The organism is Microbacterium sp. C5A9 (assembly GCF_022627955.1).
Taxonomy (GTDB): domain Bacteria; phylum Actinomycetota; class Actinomycetes; order Actinomycetales; family Microbacteriaceae; genus Microbacterium.
Genome location: NZ_JABXGD010000002.1, coordinates 415,382 through 432,880 on the forward strand (window position 1 = coordinate 415,382; position 17,499 = coordinate 432,880).

Here is a 17,499-nt window from a genome sequence, read left to right on the forward strand (position 1 = left end):
ACCGAAGAAGCACGAGTCGCACCAGAGTGTGACGAATGCGCGCGTGTGTCGAGGAGGACATCACGATGCCTGCGACCCAGGAGTCCTTGGCAGCCGAGCTGAGAGATCGCCGCGCAGCGGCCGCACAGGGAGGCCCTGAGGCGTCTCGTCAGCGCCACGTGGCGCGGGGGAAGCTGCTCCCGCGTGACCGTGTGGCACGCCTGCTCGATGAGGGCAGTCCGTTTCTCGAAGTGGCGCCTCTCGCGGCCGACGGGCTTTATGACGGCGACGCACCCGCAGCGGGAGTCATCGCGGGGATCGGGCTCGTGCACGGACGACACGTCATGGTCGTCTGCAACGACGCGACGGTGAAAGGCGGCACCTACTACCCGCTCACGGTGAAGAAGCACCTGCGCGCGCAGGAGATCGCACTCGAGAACCGTCTTCCCTGCCTGTACCTCGTCGATTCCGGAGGGGCCTTCCTCCCGCGGCAGGACGAGGTCTTCCCGGATCGCGACCACTTCGGTCGCATCTTCTTCAACCAGGCCCGTATGTCGGCCCAGGGCATTCCGCAGCTCGCCGCGGTGCTCGGGTCGTGCACCGCGGGAGGCGCGTACGTGCCGGCCATGAGCGACGAGACCGTCATCGTCCGTGGACAGGGCACGATCTTCCTGGGCGGGCCGCCCCTGGTGAAGGCGGCGATCGGCGAGGTCGTCTCCGCCGAAGAGCTGGGTGGCGGGGAGCTGCACGCGCGGCGGAGCGGCGTCGTCGACCACCTCGCCGAGGACGACGAACATGCGCTGGAGATACTGCGGGACATCGTCGCGCTGCTCCCGCCGCCCCCCGCACCCGCGTGGGAGGTTCTCGAGAGTCGTGAGCCCTCCGAGACCGGCTCGCTCTACGAGGTGGTGCCGGTCGACGTCACTGCGCCATACGATGTGCGCGAGGTCATCGAGCGCCTGGTCGACGGGGACTCCTACCGCGAGTTCAAGGCCGACTACGGAACGACGCTGGTCACCGGTTTCGCACGGGTGCACGGGCACCCCGTCGGCATCGTCGCGAACAACGGGGTCCTGTTCAGCGAGTCCGCCCTCAAGGGCGCCCATTTCATCGAGCTCTGCGACCAGCGCGGCATCCCGTTGCTCTTCCTGCAGAACATCAGCGGCTTCATGGTCGGCACCGAGGCCGAGGCCGGCGGGATCGCCAAAGACGGGGCCAAGATGGTCACGGCCGTCGCGAGCACCCGAGTGCCGAAGTTCACCGTCATCATCGGCGGTTCGTTCGGCGCCGGCAACTATTCGATGTGCGGGCGCGCGTACTCGCCTCGCTTCCTCTGGACGTGGCCGGCCAGCCGCATCTCCGTGATGGGCGGCGCACAGGCGGCATCCGTCCTCGCCACCGTCAAGGAGGACCAGCTCGAGGCTCGTGGGGAGGCCTGGGATGCCGACGAGCGCCACGCCTTCGAAGAGCCGATCCGCGCACAGTACGACGCACAGGGCGAGCCGTATTACGCCACGGCCCGGCTCTGGGACGACGGGATCATCGATCCCGTCGACACGCGCGACCTGCTGGGTCTCGCTCTCGACGTGGCCGCGAGGACTCCGCTGCCCGAGCCGCGCTTCGGCCTGTTCCGGATGTGAGGAAGACATGACGAGCACGACCACGGTACGGAACCCGAACGGCTTCGACACGATCCTCGTCGCGAATCGGGGGGAGATCGCCCGACGCATCATCCGGACCCTGCGGGCTCGCGGCATCCGGAGCGTCGCGGTCTTCAGCGATGCCGATGCCGGGGCGCCGCACGTCACGGAGGCCGACCTCGCGATGCGTCTGGGGCCGGCGCCGGCGGCCGAGTCATACCTCGACATCGATGCGGTGATCGCGGCTGCACGCGCGAGCGGGGCTCAGGCGATCCACCCGGGGTATGGGTTCCTCTCCGAGAGCGTGGGACTCGCCGAGGCATGCACGGAGAGCGGCATCGTCTTCATCGGACCGTCCGCAGACGCGCTCCAGATCATGGGAGACAAGGCCAGGGCTCGCGAGCATGTCGCCCGATCGGGCGTCCCCGTCGTCCCCGGCTTCGATGCGCGAGGTCTGTCGGACGCCGAGATCGGCGAGGAGGCCGAGCGCGTCGGGTTCCCGCTGCTGGTGAAGCCGAGCGCGGGAGGCGGCGGCAAGGGCATGGAGGTGGTCGAGGATGCGGCGGGCCTGGGATCCGCGCTCGCCTCGGCACGGAGGATCGCTGCTGCGGCGTTCGGCGACGACGCACTGATCCTGGAGCGTCTCATCCGCCGTCCGCGACACATCGAGGTGCAGGTGTTCGGCGATGCGCACGGACGGGTGATCGCGCTGGGAGAACGGGAGTGCACTCTGCAGCGACGGCACCAGAAGGTCATCGAAGAGGCGCCGTCTGCGGGGATACCTGAGCCGACGAGAGCGCGCCTCCTCGACTCCGCCGTGAAGGCCGCGCAGAGCGTCGACTACGTCGGCGCCGGCACGGTCGAGTTCCTCGTCGACGCCGATCGGCAGGACGAGGTGTTCTTCATCGAGATGAACACACGGCTGCAGGTCGAGCATCCGGTCACCGAGGCGGTCACCGGCCTGGATCTCGTCGCGCTGCAGATCGACGTCGCGGCGGGGGGATCGCTGGGACCTGCGCCACGGCCGAGCGGGCATGCGGTGGAGGCGCGTGTGTACGCCGAGTCGCCCGAGCGCGGATTCGTGCCGTCGACCGGCCACGTGCTGCTTTTCGATGCGCCGCCCGGAGTGCGGGTGGATGCCGCGGTGGAGACCGGCTCCGAGGTCACGGGCTTCTACGATCCGATGATCGCGAAGGTCATCGCTCACGCGGACGACCGTGCCGCGGCACTGCATCTGCTGGATGAGGCGCTCGGCCGGACGACCGTGCTCGGGGTCGACACCAACATCGACTTCCTGCGTCAGCTCTGTCGCGACCCGCGTGTCGTCGCGGGCGACCTCGACACCGGCCTCATCGAGTCGCTGCTGCCCCTGCGCCGCCGGCCGCCCTCGCCGTCCATGCTGTCGGCGGCCCGTGAGCACCTCCTCGCTCGTCGCCGTGACGACGCCCTGGAACGACGCGCGGGTCAGGTCTGGAAGCGACGGAGCGACGAGTCGGCGGTCGAGTGCGTGTTCGAGACGGACGCTGAAGAGGTCTTCGTCGCCGCGCCCGGTACGGCGCCCGGCAGGACATCCGTCGCCTCGGACTCCGACGGCGCGGTGTGGGTGTCCGAGGACGGCCGCACGATGCGGCTCCGTCCACTCGACCGCCGTCAGCGCCTGCTGCGGCGGCTCGCGGCACAGGACGAGCGCGTCACGGCCTCGGGCCCGGACGCGCGAGCACCCATGCCGGGCAGCGTCGTGGCCGTCCATGTCGCCGACGGCGATCAGGTGACGGCCGGGACGTCACTCGTCTCGATCGAGGCGATGAAGATGGAGCATCCCGTGGTGGCACCCCACGACGGCACTGTGAGACTGCTGGTCGCCGAGGGCGATCAGGTGCGACGCGACCAGGTGGTCGCTCGCGTCACGATGGAGGAGGACCGATGACGTTTCAGCTGACGGATGAGGAACGTGAACTCGCCGGGATGGTGCGGGAGTTCGCCGAGACGGTCGTCGCCCCGCAGGCATACGAGGCCGATCGCACGCACACGCTCTCGATGGACGTCGTCGCGCAGATGGGCGACCTCGGACTCTTCGGACTGCCCTTCCCGGAAGAGTACGGAGGCCAAGGCGGCGACTACATGGCGCTCGGGATCGCGATCGAGGCGCTCGGACGCGTCGATCAGTCGATCGCGATCACACTCGAGGCCGGGGTCAGCCTCGGCGCGATGCCGGTGTTCCGGTTCGGCACCGAGGCGCAGAAGAGCGAGCTGCTGCCGGACCTCCTCTCGGGACGGGCCCTTGCGGGCTTCGGTCTTACGGAGCCGGAGGCGGGCAGCGATGCGGGAGCAACGCGCACGACCGCCCGATTGGACGGCGACGAGTGGGTGATCGATGGCTCGAAGCAGTTCATCACCAACTCCGGCACCCCCATCACGCGCTTCGTCACCGTCACCGCCGTCACCGGATCGACGGACGGACGCAAAGAGATCTCGACGATCATCGTGCCTAACGGCACACCCGGTTTCACCGTCGACCCGCCCTACGACAAGGTCGGCTGGAATGCCTCGGACACGCATCCGCTGAGCTTCGACGGTGCCCGTGTCCCCGTCGCCAACCTCCTCGGCGAACGGGGGAGCGGCTTCCGCAACTTCCTGAGCATCCTCGATGAAGGACGCATCGCCATCGCGGCGCTGGCGACCGGAGCGGCGGAGGGATGCCTCGAGGCCGCCGTCGACTACGCGAAGTCCCGGACCATCTTCGGCAGCGCGCTCAGCACCAGGCAGAACGCGCAGTTCACTCTGGCCCGTATGCGCGCGCGGGTGCACACGGCGCGCCTCGCCTGGCACCATGCGGCCCGTCTGCGCGATGCCGGCCTGCCCTTCGCCGAGCAGGCGGCCATCGCGAAGCTCGTGTCGGGGGAAGCGGCGATGGACAACGCCAGGGACGCGACGCAGATCTTCGGAGGAAACGGCTTCATGAACGAGTTCCCCGTCGGACGTCACTATCGCGACTCGAAGATCCTCGAGATCGGCGAGGGCACGACCGAGGTGCAGCTGCTGGTGATCGCACGTGCGCTCGGTCTCGCCGGGTAGCGTGGCAGCATGACCGAGAGAGAGATCGTGCAACGAGGACTCTACTTCGAGGAGTTCGACGAGGATGCACGGTATCTTCATCGGCCGGGACGCACCGCGACCGAAGCCGACAACGTGATGTTCACGACGCTGACGATGAACACCCAGGCGCTGCATCTCGATGCGGCGTTCGCCGACGCACAGCAGCCGTTCGGCGCTCGTCTCATCAACTCGATGTGGACTCTCTCGACCATGGTCGGGGCCTCCGTGGCCCAGCTCACGCAGGGCACTCTGGTCGCACAGCTCGGTCTCGGCGAGATCGCGTTCCCCCATCCGCTGTTCGCCGGAGACACCCTTTACACCGAGAGCGTGATCGTCGAGAAGCGGCTCTCGACATCGCGTCCTGGCCAGGGCATCGTCACCATCGCCCACACCGGCCGAAACCAGGAGGGGACGGTCGTCGGCACCGCGACCCGCACAGTTCTCGTGCTCTGCCGTCCCGGAGGTGCGCGATGACGCTCGCTCTCGGCCCCGCGCTCCTCTTCTGCCCCGCAGATCGACCCGAGCGCTTTCGCGGTGCTCTCGAGAAGGCCGACGCGGTCATCCTCGACCTCGAGGATGCGGTCCTGCCGGAGTCCAAGGCGACCGCACGGGGGAACATCATCGACGCCGATCTCGATCCGGACCGCGTGATCGTCCGTGTCAATCCACCGGACTCCGACGCCTTCGTGTCGGACCTCTCCACTCTCGCTCAGACCGATTTCCGCACCGTCATGGTCGCCAAGACTCAGGACGCCGACAGCCTGGACGCCTTCGACGAGCGTTTCTCGGTGATCGCTCTGTGCGAGACCGCCCGCGGGATCCATGCCGCAGATCGGATCGCGGCGCATCCGCGCGTCGTCGCGATGATGTGGGGGGCGGAAGACCTCGTCGCATCGCTCGGGGGCACGTCCAGCCGGCGCGGCGACGGGTCGTACCGGGACATCGCGCGATACGCCAGGTCGCGGGTCCTCCTCGAGGCCGGTGCACAGGGCAAGGCCGCGATCGACGCGGTGCACATCGCTCTGGACGACATCGACGGACTCGCTGCGGAGGCGGAGGATGCTGCGGCGTCCGGGTTCGCCGCGACCGCCTGCATCCACCCGAATCAGGTGGCGGTGATCCGCGAGGCCTATGCCGCGGACACGGCCGCCGTGGAGTGGGCGCGCTCCGTGCTCTCCGCCGCGGAGAGCGAGCGCGGCGTCTTCCGTTTCCAGGGACGGATGATCGACGAGCCGGTGCTCCGTCATGCGCGCTCCGTGCTCGCGCGAGCGCGCTGATCGCAGCCGGCGCGCCGAGTCCGGTCCGCCCTGACCCGGTGCTGAGCCCCGGGTCAGCGCGGCTCCGGACCGAACTGTCGTCTCAGATGAGGACCGTCTGGTCGAGGAGGCGGAGCATCCCCGGAGACGCTTCGAAGCGATGGGCGGATCCGTTCACGATCTGATCGCCGACCCGGGGGAGTGTGCCTCCCGAGACATGGTCGATGAGCGAGCGGATCACCCCTCCGTGCGCGACCACGACCACCGACTCCGCGACGGGCGTCGAGCGCCGACGCGAATCCCGGGCGATCGCATCGAGCGCTCGCAGCGCCCGATCCGCCACGTCGCCCAGCGTCTCCGCACCCGGTACCTCCGCGTGCCAGCCGCCGTATGCCTCCATGTACTCGGAGACGAGCATGCCCTCGCCTTCCCCGAACTCCCGCTCTCGGATGTCGGGGACGAGCACCGGCGCGCCGAGGCCGAGCTCGGCCGAGATGATCTCCGCGGTCTCCCGCGCACGCAGGAGCGGGCTGGTGTAGATCGCGTGATGCGTGGTGCCCGCGAGGTGCGCCGCCGCGGTGCGCGCGTCTGCGCGTCCTGTCTCGTTCAAGGGGATGTCTGTGGATCCCTGGATGCGACGGTCGAGGTTCCAGTCCGTCTGGCCATGTCGCACGAGGGTGAGCAGTGTCATTCGAGAAGCTCCTGGATCGCGGGGAGCACGTCGCTGGTGCCTGCGGCGATGGTGACATCGGCCCAGACATCCGCTCGGGTCGGCTCGCGGTTGACGATGATGAGAGGGATGCTGCGGCGTCGGGCGCGCTCGACGAGGCGCACCCCCGAGTTCACGACGAGCGATGAACCGGCGACGATGAGGGCGTCGCTCGATCGGAGCAGCGACTCCGCCGCCCGGAAGCGGTCCTGCGGCACGTACTCGCCGAAGAAGACCACATCGGGCTTGAGCATCCCCGCGCACACCGTGCAGGTCGGCACGATGAATCCGGCCGTGCTCTCGGGGAGCACGTCGCCGTCGGGGTTCAGGGCGACGTTCTCGGGGATCGAGATCCACGGGTTCAGCTCTTCGATCTGCACGGCGATGTCACGGCGGTCGAACACCTGCCCGCAGTGCAGGCAGAGCACCCGACGCATGGTGCCGTGCACCTCGATCACATGCGAGCTGCCCGCGCGGAGGTGGAGTCCGTCGACGTTCTGTGTGATCACCCCGCTGACGTGCCCGGACGCCTCCATCTCGGCGAGGGCGGTGTGGCCGCGGTTGGGGCCGGCCTGCGCGAAAGCGCGCCAGCCGAGATGACCGCCGACCCAGTAGCGGCGTCGCGCGGCCTCGTCGCCGAGGTAGCGCTGGATGGTCATGGGGTCGGAACGCGTTCGCGCGCCTTCGCCCCGGTACGCGGGGATTCCCGAATCCGTGGAGATGCCCGCCCCGGTGAGGAGAGCGATGCGGCGTCCCTGCAGGAGTTCGGCAGCGCGAGCGACGGCGGTCGACGACTCGACCGGACTCGATGCACTCACGGGACCTCCTCCGTCGAGTCTAAGGCGTGCGGAGCGCCTGCTGCCTCGCTGCCCCGCGCGCAGCGAGCGGAGAGAGCGGAGAGAGCGATGGCAGACTGGGGCGCGTGGAACTGCTGCGCGTGACGAATCCCGACGACCGACGACTCGACGAGTACCGCGCGCTCACCGACACCGCGCTCCGCACCGTGAACGACCCCGCCGGCGGGCTGTACATCGCGGAATCGACCAAGGTGATCGCCCGCGCCGTCGCTGCCGGCCATCGCCCGCGATCGGTCCTCGTGCAGGAGCGACGCATCGACGACATCAGGGCGATCGTGGGTGATCTCGACGTGCCGGTGTACGTCGTTCCGGACGAGGTCGCCGAATCGGTGACCGGCTTCGCCGTGCACCGGGGCACGATCGCATCGATGCACCGCCCTGAGCTGCCCACCGTGCGCGAGGTGCTCGACGGCGCGCGCCTCGTGCTGATCCTCGAGAACCTCGGAGACCACACCAACGTCGGTGCCGCGTTCCGTGCGGCTGCCGGTCTCGGTGCAGACGCCGTGCTGGTCTCGCCCGGCGGCGCGGACCCGCTGTACCGACGCAGCGTGCGCGTGAGCATGGGCACCGTCTTCCAGGTGCCGTGGACCCGCATCACCGACTGGGAGTCGGCCGTCGCCGACCTTCACGCCGCGCGATTCGACATCGCGGCGCTCGCGCTGCGCGACGACGCGGTGACGCTCGACGCCTATGCGGCAGAACGTCGCGAGCGGGTCGCCGTCGTGATGGGCGCCGAGGGCGACGGGCTCTCCCGCACGGCCCTCGAGATGGCCGACACCGTCGTCACGATACCCATGTTCGGGGGAGTCGACTCGTTGAACGTCGCGTCCGCCGCGGCGGTCGCACTGTGGGCGCTCGGACCGCGCTGACCCGCTGAACGCGGCCGTCAGTCGAGGCCAGGGAACACGACAGGCGAGGGCTCGGGGCGCTTGGCAACGATGTGATCGCCCGAGGACTCGTGGCGCAGACGTCGCAGCACCCAGGGCACCAGGTGCTCGCGCGCCCAGCCCAGGTCTTCGGCCCGTGCCTCGCGCCACGTCCGCAGCGGCAGGGGCTCGGGCTGCATGGACTCGAGATCGTTCGGGACGTTGAGCGCGCGGAGCACCATGCGCGCCACCTCGTGATGTCCGAGCGCGTTGTAGTGCAGCCGGTCGTCGTCGAAGAACCGCATGTCCTGCACGGTCTTCAGCGCCCACTGATCCGCGACGATGCAGTCATGCCGGTCGGCGATGGCCCGCACGTTCTCGTTGTAGATGGCGACCTTGCCGCGGAACGGACGGAAGACCGGCGTGAAGGCGGTGTCGATGCCGGTGAAGAGCAGCACGGCGGCACCCGTCGACGACAGGCGTGCGACGGCGTCCTCGAGCTGCGCGGCGATCGCGTCCGGATCCGTGCCGGGACGGATCACATCGTTGCCGCCGGCGCAGATCGAGATGAGGTCGGGATGCAGGGCGACCGCCGGCTCGATCTGGTCGTGCACGATCTGCGCGATGAGCTTGCCGCGCACGGCGAGGTTCGCATAGGCGAAGTCGTCGACCTGCTGCGACAGGACCTCGGCGACACGATCCGCCCACCCGCGGTGAGTGCCGGGGTGCGAGGGGTCGGGGTCTCCGATGCCCTCCGTGAACGAGTCGCCGATCGCGACGAAGCGTCGCCACGGGTGCGGACTCTCATTGTCGAGGTGCGGGGTCCGAGTCGAATCCTGGTCGGTCATCCAGCTCTCCTTCGCGAACGAGCGCCGCGCATCGGTGGTGGCGGCGCACCGACCGAGCCTACTCGTGCGACCCACCGCGGCGCGAGACGGTCCGCGCCGCGCCGTCGGCACGCCGAGTGTCTGCGGCAGCGATTATCGTGGAGTCGATGCTTTCTCCGTCCTTTCCCCAGCGCGCCCCCTGGGGTACCGCGAACAAGCTGCGCGCCTGGCAGCAGGAGGCGCTGGAGCAGTACTTCGAGGCCGATCAGCGCGACTTCCTCGTCGCGGCGACGCCCGGCGCCGGCAAGACGACGTTCGCGCTGACGCTCGCCGTCGAGCTGATGCGCATGGGCGAGGTCAACCGCATTATCGTGGTTGCGCCGACCGAGCACCTCAAGACCCAGTGGGCGGATGCCGCGGCGAGGGTGCACATCCGCCTCGACCCTCGCTTCCGCAACAGCGACTGGGCTCCGGCGCGGCACTACCACGGGGCCGTCGTGACGTATGCCCAGGTGGCCGCGAAGTCTTCGGTCCACCGGCATCTCACCGAAGACGCCCGCACACTGGTGGTCCTCGACGAGGTGCACCACGGCGGTGATGCGCTCAGCTGGGGCGACGCGATCCGCGATGCGTACGGACCTGCCAAGCGTCGACTGCTGCTCTCCGGCACGCCCTTCCGCAGCGACACGGCCCCGATCCCCTTCGTGGAGTATCACCCCGACGAGTCCGGCGCGCGCATATCGCGCACGGACTACAACTACGGGTACGGTCGCGCCCTGGCGGACGGCGTCGTGCGACCGGTGCTGTTCCACATGTACGCGGGCAAGATGCGCTGGCGCACGACCACCGGCGACGAGCTGGAGACGCATCTCGGCCAGGACAACACCAAGGACGTCACGTCGCAGGCCTGGCGCACCGCCCTCGACCCGGAGGGCGAGTGGATGCCGGCGGTGCTCTCCGCGGCGGACCGTCGACTCAGCGAGATCCGACACCATGTGCCGGATGCCGGCGGGCTCGTCCTCGCGACCGATCAGACCGTCGCCCGCGCGTACGCGAAGATCCTGCACAGCATCACGGGTCAGCAGCCGACGGTCGTTCTGTCGGACGACGCGACGGCCTCCGAGCGCATCGAGAAGTTCAGCGCCGGCGACGCGCGCTGGATGGTCGCGGTCAGGATGGTGTCGGAGGGAGTCGACGTCCCCCGACTCGCGGTCGGGGTGTACGCCACCTCCTCATCGACGCCGCTGTTCTTCGCTCAGGCCATCGGGCGCTTCGTGCGAGCACGCCGTCGCGGCGAGGCAGCGAGTGTGTTCCTGCCCCAGGTGCCGGTGCTCATGGGCCTCGCGAACGAGATGGACAAGCAGCGCGATCATGCGCTCGACCGGCAGTCCAAAGACGACGACGGCCTCGAGGACTCTCTGCTCGAGAGTGCGAACCGTGAGGACGACGCGTCCGACGCGCTGACGCAGGAGTTCAGCTACCAGGCCCTGTCGTCCGTCGCGCACTTCGATCGCGTCGTGTTCGAAGGACAGGAGTTCGGTCAGCTCGCCGAGCCGGGGACGCCGGAGGAGGAGGAGTTCATCGGCTTCCCGGGGCTGCTCGAACCCGAACACGTCCACGAACTCCTCATGCAGCGTCAGGCGCGGCAATCCCGACTGCGCGAAGCGCGAGAGGCGACGGCGTCACCGACCGAGACGACGACCCTCCCCGCGCCGCTGCACCGGACGCTCAAGGAACAGCGCCAGCTGCTGAACAGCCTCGTCGGCCTGTACGCACGGCAGAAGGGTGAACCGCACGGCGCCGTCCACGCCGAGCTTCGCCGCATCTGCGGTGGCCCGGCTGTCGCGCAGGCGACGGTGACCCAGCTGCAGGCGCGCATCGAGGTTCTGCGCAAGCGCGTGCGGTCCTGACGCGTCTCGGCGGTCCTTCGACGTACGGGTTCGGATTCCCGAAATCCTGGCAATCCTGCTCTCGACTCGATGCGTCGTCGGCGCCGGAGCTAGCGTGGAAAGGTCGTCCCACATCGGGGACCCTCACCCAGGAGATCGCATGACAGCCCCTGCTGCCACCACCGAGCCGACTGCCGCCGACCGCCGTCGCTGGGCCCGCTACCTCGTCGAGGAGCGCGCCGAGGGAATGGTCTATCAGCGGCTCGCCCAGCGTCGCACAGGCGAGGAGCAGCAGATCCTCCTGAGCCTCGCGGATGCGGAGCGCCGACACGAGCAGCACTGGCTCGATCTGCTCGGCTCCGAGCCGACGCGGCTGCCCCGCGCGGGCGTCCGCTCTCGCCTGCTCGGCTGGATGGCGGGACGCTTCGGATCGATCTTCGTGCTCGCTCTCGCCCAGAGCGCCGAGGCCCGTTCGCCCTACGACTCCGAGCAGTATGCGACACCCGCCATGCGCGCCGACGAGAAGGTGCACTACGAGGTCGTGCGCGGCCTCGCGGCGCGGGGTCGACGTCGGCTCTCCGGCTCGTTCCGCGCGGCCGTCTTCGGCGCCAACGATGGACTCGTCAGCAATCTCGCGCTCGTGCTCGGCATCGGGGCCACCGGTGCCAGCTCCGGCTTCGTCCTGTTCAGCGGAATCGCGGGCCTCCTCGCAGGAGCGCTGTCGATGGGGGCGGGGGAGTTCGTCTCCGTCCGGTCGCAGCGTGAGCTGCTGGCGGCGACCGAGGCGAACGAGGATGCGGCGGCATCCGCCGCGGACCTCGACATCGACGAGAACGAACTCGCGCTCGTCTACCGTGCGCGCGGAATCGCCCCGGAGGAAGCGCTCGAGCGGGCGCGTCGGATCGTGGCGGCCGCCCGCGCCGGGGTGGAGCGCACCGCGACCGGGCCGGTGAACGTGCACGCGGGGACGGACCACGACATCGTCGGCAGCGACTGGACGGCGGCGCTCTCGAGCTTCCTGCTGTTCGCCTCGGGGGCGATCATCCCCGTGCTTCCGTGGATCTTCGGACTCGAGGGCACGGTGGCCGTGATCGTCGCGCTGGTTCTCGTCGGCGTCGCGCTGCTCTCGACCGGTGCCATGGTCGGCATCCTGTCGGGGGGACCGCCTCTGCGCCGGGCTCTCCGACAGCTGGCGATCGGGTTCGGGGCGGCAGCGATCACCTACGGTCTGGGTCTGCTGTTCGGAGTCGGGGCCGTCTGAGTCAGGCGGCCCCAGCCCCGGGCTGGAGCGAGCAACGCAAAAGGCTCCGGAACCATCGGGTTCCGGAGCCTTTTCTTCTGTGCGCGGAGGGGGACTTGAACCCCCACGCCCTTACGGGCACTACGACCTCAACGTAGCGCGTCTACCATTCCGCCACCCGCGCAGGTGTTGGATGTTCGTTGCCGAACGAAGATTTACATTAGCACGGGCTTCACCTCACCCCGAAACCGAGCGCGTTTCCCGGGCGCGCCACGGCCTTTCGATAGCCTGATGATCATGACCGAACCGTCGCTTCCCGAGGTCGTGCGCATCGCGCAGGACCTGATCCGCTTCGACACATCGAACTTCGGCGGCGGTGACGCCAGGGGAGAGCGTGAGGCTGCGGAGTACGTGGGGGCGTACCTGCAGGAACTCGGGCTCGACGTCGAGTACTACGAGCCCATCGACCGCCGCACGAACGTGATGGCGCGGGTGCGCGGTCGTGACCCCGAGAAGTCGGCCCTGGTCGTGCACGGTCACCTCGACGTGGTCCCGGCTATGGCGGAGGACTGGACCGTCGACCCGTTCGCCGGGGAGGTGAGGGACGGGATGCTCTGGGGCCGCGGCGCGGTCGACATGAAGAACATGAACGCGATGATCCTCACGGCCGTCGCAGACATCCTGCGCGCCGGCGAACTGCCGGAGCGTGATCTCGTCCTGGCGTTCTTCGCCGACGAGGAGAACGGGGGAGTGGAGGGATCCGCCCTCGCCGTGCAGCACCGCGCGCACTGGTTCGACGGAGCGACCGAGGCGATCAGCGAGGTCGGTGGGTACTCCATCAGCGTCGACGACCGTCGAGCGTATCTGCTGCAGGTGGGCGAGAAGGCTCTCATCTGGATCCGCCTCGTCGCGAAGGGACGGGCAGGTCACGGGAGCCGTCTGCACGACGACAACGCGGTGACGAAGCTCGCCGAGGCCGTCGCGGCGATCGGTCGCACCCGCTGGCCGATCCGCCTCACGTCCACCACAGAGGCTCTGCTCCGTGGCCTGAGCGAGCTGTCCGGGCGCTCGCAGGACGACCCGGACGCCCTGGCCGCAGCAGCGGGGCCGGCCGAGGCGTTCCTGCGCTCGTCGTTCCGGACGACCACGAACCCCACGGCGCTGACCGCAGGGTACAAGCACAACGTGATACCCGAACGCGCGGAGGCGCTCATCGATGTGCGAGTCATCCCCGGCACGGAGGACGAGGTGCTGGCCGAGCTGCAGACCATCGTCGGCGACGACATCGAGATCCAGACCGTCGTGCGCGACATCGGGATGGAGACCCCGTTCGCCGGCGAGCTCGTCGAGGCGATGGTGGCGAGCCTCAACCGCCACGATCCCGGCGTTCCGGTGATCCCGTATCTTCTCGGAGCCGGCACCGACAACAAGGCTCTGGCCGCTCTCGGCATCACGGGCTACGGTTTCGCACCGCTCCGTCTGCCCGCCGATCTCGACTTCACGGGCATGTTCCACGGAGTCGACGAGCGCGTACCCGTAGAATCACTTGTCTTCGGTCAGCGGGTGCTGGCCGATCTGCTGCGCACATACTGAGCGCTCCGCGCCACATCTGCGCCGCCCACGACCGAGAAGGCCTTTCCATGCACCTGTTCGAAGCGCTCATCCTCGGGATCGTCCAGGGACTCACCGAGTTCCTGCCGATCTCCTCCAGCGCGCACCTGCGCATCCTCGGCACGTTCCTCCCGTCGGGAGAGGACCCGGGGGCGGCGTTCACCGCTATCACGCAGATCGGTACGGAGGCCGCGGTCGTCGTCTTCTTCTGGCGCGACATCGTCCGGATCATCTCGCAGTGGTTCCGTTCCCTGACGGGCAAGGTGCCCCGCACCGACCCCGACGCGCGCATGGGTTGGATGATCATCATCGGCAGCATCCCGATCGTCGTGCTCGGGCTGCTGTTCCAGGACCAGATCGAGACCGTCTTCCGGTCTCTGTGGATCGTCGCGATCATGCTGATCGTCTTCGGCATCCTGCTGGGCATCGCTGACCACGTGGGCGCGAAGCGCCGCACTCTCGACCAGCTGACCTATCCGCACGGCGTCGCCTACGGTGTCGCGCAGGCGCTCTCGCTGATCCCCGGGGTCTCACGCTCCGGTGGAACCATCACGATGGGCCTCTTCCTGGGCTACGAGCGTGCGGCGGCAGCGCGCTACGCCTTCCTGCTCGCGATCCCCGCGGTGTTCGGAAGCGGCTTCTACCAGCTGTTCAAGAGCTGGGACGAGCCCTCGTTCTTCTCGTTCGGCGACACCCTGGCGGCGACGGGAATCGCGTTCGTCGTGGCGCTCGGCGTGATCGCGTTCTTCATGAACTACATCTCGAAGCGCAGCTTCCTGCCGTTCGTGATCTATCGCATCCTGCTCGGAACCGTCCTGCTGGTCCTGCTCGGGACGGGTGTGATCGCAGCCTGACGCGAGAGCGACGGCCTCAGCGCTTGTGGTCGCTCGGGCCGTCGCCCCGCCGACGCAGATAGCGCTCGAAGGCCTGGGCGATCGCGTCACCGGAGGCATCGGGGGAGTCCCACGTGTCTCGGGTCTGCTCGAGCTGGCGGATGTACTCCGCCATGTCCTCGTCGTCCGCCGCGGCGGCGTCGATCGACGCCTCCCACGCGGCGGCCTCGGTGCGCAGACCGCTGTGGGCGACCTGCACCCCGGTCAGCTCCTCGAGGCGGTCGAGGAGCGCCAGCGTGACCTTCGGCGACGGCGTGGCGGATGCGACGTAGTGCGGAACGCTCGCCCAGAGGCTCGCGGTGGGGATGCCTGCGCTCTCCGCGAAGTGCTCGAAGACGCTGAGGATGCCCACCGGCCCCTCGTACAGGGATCGCTCGAGGCCATGAGCCTCACGCACCTGCTCGTTCTGGCTCGAGGCGAAGATCGAGATCGGCCGCGTATGCGGCACGTCGGACAGCATGGCGCCGAGTGTGACGAGGCCGGTGACGTCGTCGCGCAGCGCGACGTCGATGAACTCCGCGGCGAAGGACTGCCAGGTCCGCGCCGGCTCGACACCGGTCAGGACCCAGAACTCCGGCCCGGGCCCGGGATCGCGGGGGCGCCAGAGACCGGCTTCGGGCCAGGTGAGCTGACGGCGACCTTCGGCATCCATCTTCGTCGCGGGTCGGGTGTACTGGTAGTCGAAGTACAGCTCCGGGTCGATCGAGTGGACGAGGTCGTACTCCGACTGGGCACGCAGCGCGGCGATCGCGCCGCTCGCGGCCTCACCGGCGTCGTTCCAGCCGTCGAAGGCGGCGATGACGATGCGCGAACCGAGAACATCCATCGTGGTCTCCCTTCGTGGTCGCCGGAACAGTGTCCCTCCAGGCTAGCCCGCCCGGACGGGGAGCGGGCGCAGCCACGGGTAACATGGTTCGGTGAGCAGACAGCCCCGCGCGATCCTCTGGGACATGGACGGAACACTCGTCGACACCGAGCCGTACTGGATGGCCGCGGAGACGTCGCTGGTCGAATCCTTCGGCGGAAGCTGGACCCATGAGGATGCGCTGCAGCTCGTGGGCAACGGCCTGATCGACAGCGCGATCATCCTGCAGAACGCCGGCGTCGACATGGAGGCCGAGGCGATCATCTCGCTTCTGACCGACGGCGTGCAGCACGCGCTCCGGACGCAGGGCGTTCCCTTCCGTCCGGGCGCTCGCGAGCTTCTTCAGGATCTTCGTGCGGCCGGCATCCCGACGGGTCTGGTGACCATGTCGCTGCGCCGGATGGCCATGGGGGTCGTCGACCTCATGGGATTCGACGCCTTCGACATCGTGGTCGCCGGCGATGACGTCACGAATCCCAAGCCGCACCCCGAGCCGTACCTGCACGCCGCCTCGCTGCTCGACATCGATGCCGCCGACGCCGTGGTGATCGAGGACTCGCCGACCGGGCTGCGTGCCGGCCTCGCGGCGGGCGCCGTCGCGCTGGGCGTGCCGCACATCGTCGCCCTCGATCACGTCGGCGCCCACGAGCTGTGGCCGACGCTCGAGGGCCGCACCGCCGCCGATCTGATCGATCTCTTCGACCGCCAGACCTCCATGACGGGAGCCACCCGATGACCGACATCACCGCACCGAGCGACAGCAGCGCGTCGAGGCCGAGCGGGCCTTTCCGGGCGGGGGACCGTGTGCAGCTGACGGGACCGAAGGGTCGTCTGCACACCGTCACGCTTCGCGAAGACGGGGAACTGCACACGCACCAGGGCGTGCTCCGTCATCGTGACCTCATTGGCCTGCCCGACGGGTCTGTGGTGGCGAACAGCTCGGGCCACGACTATCTGGCGCTCCGTCCGCTGCTCCGGGATTTCGCGATGTCGATGCCCCGCGGCGCGGCGATCGTGTATCCGAAGGACGCCGCGCAGATCGTGATGCAGGCCGACATCTTCCCGGGAGCGGTCGTGGTCGAGGCCGGTGTCGGCTCGGGTGCGCTCTCGTTGTCGCTGCTCCGCGCGATCGGCCCGGCGGGTCGGCTCGTGTCCTTCGAGCGCCGCGAGGACTTCGCGCAGGTCGCTCGCGGCAACGTCGAGACCTTCTTCGGCGAGACCCCCGACACGTGGAACGTCGTCGTCGGCGACCTCGCGGAGGCTCTGCCCTCCGAGTTCCCGTCGGGGACCGTCGATCGGGTCGTGCTCGACATGCTCGCACCCTGGGAGTGCATGGACGTCGTCGCCGAGGCGCTCACACCGGGTGGCGTGGTCCTCTGCTACGTCGCGACCGCGACGCAGCTCTCGCGCGTGGCGGAGTACATCCGTGGAACCGGGCTCTTCACCGATCCGGACGCGTCGGAGACCGTGGTGCGCGGGTGGCATGTCGAAGGCCTCGCCGTGCGCCCCGATCACCGCATGGTCGCGCACACCGGATTCCTGCTGACCGCGCGACGGCTCGCACCCGGGGCGATCGCACCGTCCGTCAAGCGCAGGGCGTCGAAGAGCAGCTACGGCGACGACGACGTCGAACTCTGGACGCCCGGAGCGGTGGGCGATCGGGTGATCAACGACAAGAACCTCCGCAAGCGCGCCCGCGAGGCCACGAAGGCTGCGGAAGGTGCGCGCATCGCGGCGGCATCGCGCGAATCCGACGCTGCGACGGAATAGA

At 69.1% G+C, this 17,499-nt stretch carries 16 protein-coding genes and 1 tRNA gene; 12 read left to right on the forward strand and 5 right to left on the reverse strand.

Features of this window, described 5'->3' with window-relative positions:
- Positions 1 to 65 precede the first annotated feature (65 nt).
- The 5 genes from HWD99_RS05240 to HWD99_RS05260 are packed head-to-tail and all read left to right on the forward strand — an operon-like array spanning position 66 to position 5,992.
- A complete protein-coding gene (locus HWD99_RS05240) occupies positions 66 to 1,619 on the forward strand; it encodes a carboxyl transferase domain-containing protein (RefSeq protein ID WP_241795179.1) in 1,554 nt (517 codons plus the stop codon).
- Positions 1,620 to 1,626: 7 nt separating this feature from the next.
- On the forward strand, positions 1,627 to 3,546 hold the full coding sequence (locus tag HWD99_RS05245) for a biotin carboxylase N-terminal domain-containing protein (protein ID WP_241795180.1): 1,920 nt from the start codon (positions 1,627 to 1,629) through the stop codon (positions 3,544 to 3,546).
- Complete coding sequence (locus HWD99_RS05250; protein WP_241795181.1) at positions 3,543 to 4,694, forward strand: acyl-CoA dehydrogenase family protein; 1,152 nt, start codon at positions 3,543 to 3,545, stop codon at positions 4,692 to 4,694. The genes HWD99_RS05245 and HWD99_RS05250 overlap by 4 nt, the downstream gene beginning before the upstream one ends.
- Positions 4,695 to 4,703: 9 nt before the next feature.
- Positions 4,704 to 5,189, forward strand: coding sequence for a MaoC family dehydratase (locus tag HWD99_RS05255; RefSeq protein WP_241795182.1), 486 nt, complete (start codon positions 4,704 to 4,706; stop codon positions 5,187 to 5,189).
- Positions 5,186 to 5,992, forward strand: a complete 807-nt coding sequence (locus tag HWD99_RS05260) for a CoA ester lyase (RefSeq protein WP_241795183.1) — start codon at positions 5,186 to 5,188, stop codon at positions 5,990 to 5,992. Before HWD99_RS05255 ends, HWD99_RS05260 begins: the two co-directional genes overlap by 4 nt.
- An 82-nt stretch (positions 5,993 to 6,074) precedes the next feature.
- Here HWD99_RS05260 and HWD99_RS05265 read toward each other — a convergent pair whose 3' ends face one another.
- Together HWD99_RS05265 and HWD99_RS05270 are read right to left on the reverse strand one after the other, a co-directional pair.
- On the reverse strand, positions 6,075 to 6,662 hold the full coding sequence (locus tag HWD99_RS05265; protein WP_241795184.1) for a histidine phosphatase family protein: 588 nt from the start codon (positions 6,660 to 6,662) through the stop codon (positions 6,075 to 6,077).
- A complete protein-coding gene (locus tag HWD99_RS05270; protein WP_241795185.1) occupies positions 6,659 to 7,498 on the reverse strand; it encodes a Sir2 family NAD-dependent protein deacetylase in 840 nt (279 codons plus the stop codon). Before HWD99_RS05270 ends, HWD99_RS05265 begins: the two co-directional genes overlap by 4 nt.
- A 104-nt stretch (positions 7,499 to 7,602) precedes the next feature.
- Between HWD99_RS05270 and HWD99_RS05275 the strand changes: the two genes are divergently transcribed.
- Positions 7,603 to 8,406 carry an RNA methyltransferase gene (locus HWD99_RS05275; RefSeq protein WP_241795186.1) on the forward strand — a complete coding sequence of 268 codons (804 nt, stop codon included), beginning with the start codon at positions 7,603 to 7,605 and terminating at the stop codon, positions 8,404 to 8,406.
- Positions 8,407 to 8,423: 17 nt separating this feature from the next.
- Here the strand turns inward: HWD99_RS05275 and HWD99_RS05280 are convergent, their stop codons facing one another.
- Positions 8,424 to 9,251, reverse strand: a complete 828-nt coding sequence (locus HWD99_RS05280; RefSeq protein WP_241795187.1) for an SGNH/GDSL hydrolase family protein — start codon at positions 9,249 to 9,251, stop codon at positions 8,424 to 8,426.
- 146 nt (positions 9,252 to 9,397) lie between these two features.
- Between HWD99_RS05280 and HWD99_RS05285 the strand changes: the two genes are divergently transcribed.
- Both HWD99_RS05285 and HWD99_RS05290 read left to right on the forward strand, forming a co-directional pair.
- On the forward strand, positions 9,398 to 11,140 hold the full coding sequence (locus HWD99_RS05285; RefSeq protein ID WP_241795188.1) for a DEAD/DEAH box helicase: 1,743 nt from the start codon (positions 9,398 to 9,400) through the stop codon (positions 11,138 to 11,140).
- A 139-nt stretch (positions 11,141 to 11,279) separates the two neighbouring features.
- Complete coding sequence (locus HWD99_RS05290) at positions 11,280 to 12,380, forward strand: VIT1/CCC1 family protein (RefSeq protein ID WP_241795189.1); 1,101 nt, start codon at positions 11,280 to 11,282, stop codon at positions 12,378 to 12,380.
- A gap of 80 nt (positions 12,381 to 12,460) precedes the next feature.
- Here HWD99_RS05290 and HWD99_RS05295 read toward each other — a convergent pair.
- Positions 12,461 to 12,543: transfer RNA gene (locus HWD99_RS05295), tRNA-Leu, on the reverse strand.
- 113 nt (positions 12,544 to 12,656) lie between these two features.
- Here HWD99_RS05295 and HWD99_RS05300 point away from each other — a divergent pair.
- Positions 12,657 to 13,952, forward strand: a complete 1,296-nt coding sequence (locus HWD99_RS05300; protein ID WP_241795190.1) for a M20/M25/M40 family metallo-hydrolase — start codon at positions 12,657 to 12,659, stop codon at positions 13,950 to 13,952.
- Between the two features lie 47 nt (positions 13,953 to 13,999).
- Positions 14,000 to 14,824: an undecaprenyl-diphosphate phosphatase gene (locus tag HWD99_RS05305; RefSeq protein WP_241795191.1), complete on the forward strand. Its 825-nt coding sequence runs from the start codon at positions 14,000 to 14,002 to the stop codon at positions 14,822 to 14,824.
- Positions 14,825 to 14,840: 16 nt separating this feature from the next.
- On the opposite strand, the gene HWD99_RS05310 is transcribed toward HWD99_RS05305, so the two are convergent.
- Positions 14,841 to 15,689: a PAC2 family protein gene (locus tag HWD99_RS05310; protein WP_241795192.1), complete on the reverse strand. Its 849-nt coding sequence runs from the start codon at positions 15,687 to 15,689 to the stop codon at positions 14,841 to 14,843.
- A gap of 124 nt (positions 15,690 to 15,813) precedes the next feature.
- Between HWD99_RS05310 and HWD99_RS05315 the strand changes: the two genes are divergently transcribed.
- Entirely contained in the window at positions 15,814 to 16,464 is a 651-nt protein-coding gene (locus HWD99_RS05315) for an HAD family phosphatase (protein ID WP_241795438.1), read from the forward strand.
- Positions 16,461 to 17,498, forward strand: a complete 1,038-nt coding sequence (locus tag HWD99_RS05320) for a tRNA (adenine-N1)-methyltransferase (protein ID WP_241795193.1) — start codon at positions 16,461 to 16,463, stop codon at positions 17,496 to 17,498. Before HWD99_RS05315 ends, HWD99_RS05320 begins: the two co-directional genes overlap by 4 nt.
- Position 17,499: the final 1 nt, after the last annotated feature.

Bases quoted from the DNA above. Each gene is read 5' to 3' on its own strand.
- HWD99_RS05300 (WP_241795190.1), top strand. From the start codon at position 12,657: ATGACCGAACCGTCGCTTCCCGAGGTCGTGCGCATCGCGCAGGACCTG.
- HWD99_RS05320 (WP_241795193.1), top strand. From the start codon at position 16,461: ATGACCGACATCACCGCACCGAGCGACAGCAGCGCGTCGAGGCCGAGC.
- HWD99_RS05280 (WP_241795187.1), bottom strand. From the start codon at position 9,251: ATGACCGACCAGGATTCGACTCGGACCCCGCACCTCGACAATGAGAGT.
- HWD99_RS05290 (WP_241795189.1), top strand. From the start codon at position 11,280: ATGACAGCCCCTGCTGCCACCACCGAGCCGACTGCCGCCGACCGCCGT.
- HWD99_RS05250 (WP_241795181.1), top strand. From the start codon at position 3,543: ATGACGTTTCAGCTGACGGATGAGGAACGTGAACTCGCCGGGATGGTG.
- HWD99_RS05240 (WP_241795179.1), top strand. From the start codon at position 66: ATGCCTGCGACCCAGGAGTCCTTGGCAGCCGAGCTGAGAGATCGCCGC.
- HWD99_RS05265 (WP_241795184.1), bottom strand. From the start codon at position 6,662: ATGACACTGCTCACCCTCGTGCGACATGGCCAGACGGACTGGAACCTC.
- HWD99_RS05310 (WP_241795192.1), bottom strand. From the start codon at position 15,689: ATGGATGTTCTCGGTTCGCGCATCGTCATCGCCGCCTTCGACGGCTGG.
- HWD99_RS05255 (WP_241795182.1), top strand. From the start codon at position 4,704: ATGACCGAGAGAGAGATCGTGCAACGAGGACTCTACTTCGAGGAGTTC.
- HWD99_RS05245 (WP_241795180.1), top strand. From the start codon at position 1,627: ATGACGAGCACGACCACGGTACGGAACCCGAACGGCTTCGACACGATC.
- HWD99_RS05285 (WP_241795188.1), top strand. From the start codon at position 9,398: ATGCTTTCTCCGTCCTTTCCCCAGCGCGCCCCCTGGGGTACCGCGAAC.
- HWD99_RS05315 (WP_241795438.1), top strand. From the start codon at position 15,814: ATGGACGGAACACTCGTCGACACCGAGCCGTACTGGATGGCCGCGGAG.
- HWD99_RS05305 (WP_241795191.1), top strand. From the start codon at position 14,000: ATGCACCTGTTCGAAGCGCTCATCCTCGGGATCGTCCAGGGACTCACC.
- HWD99_RS05260 (WP_241795183.1), top strand. From the start codon at position 5,186: ATGACGCTCGCTCTCGGCCCCGCGCTCCTCTTCTGCCCCGCAGATCGA.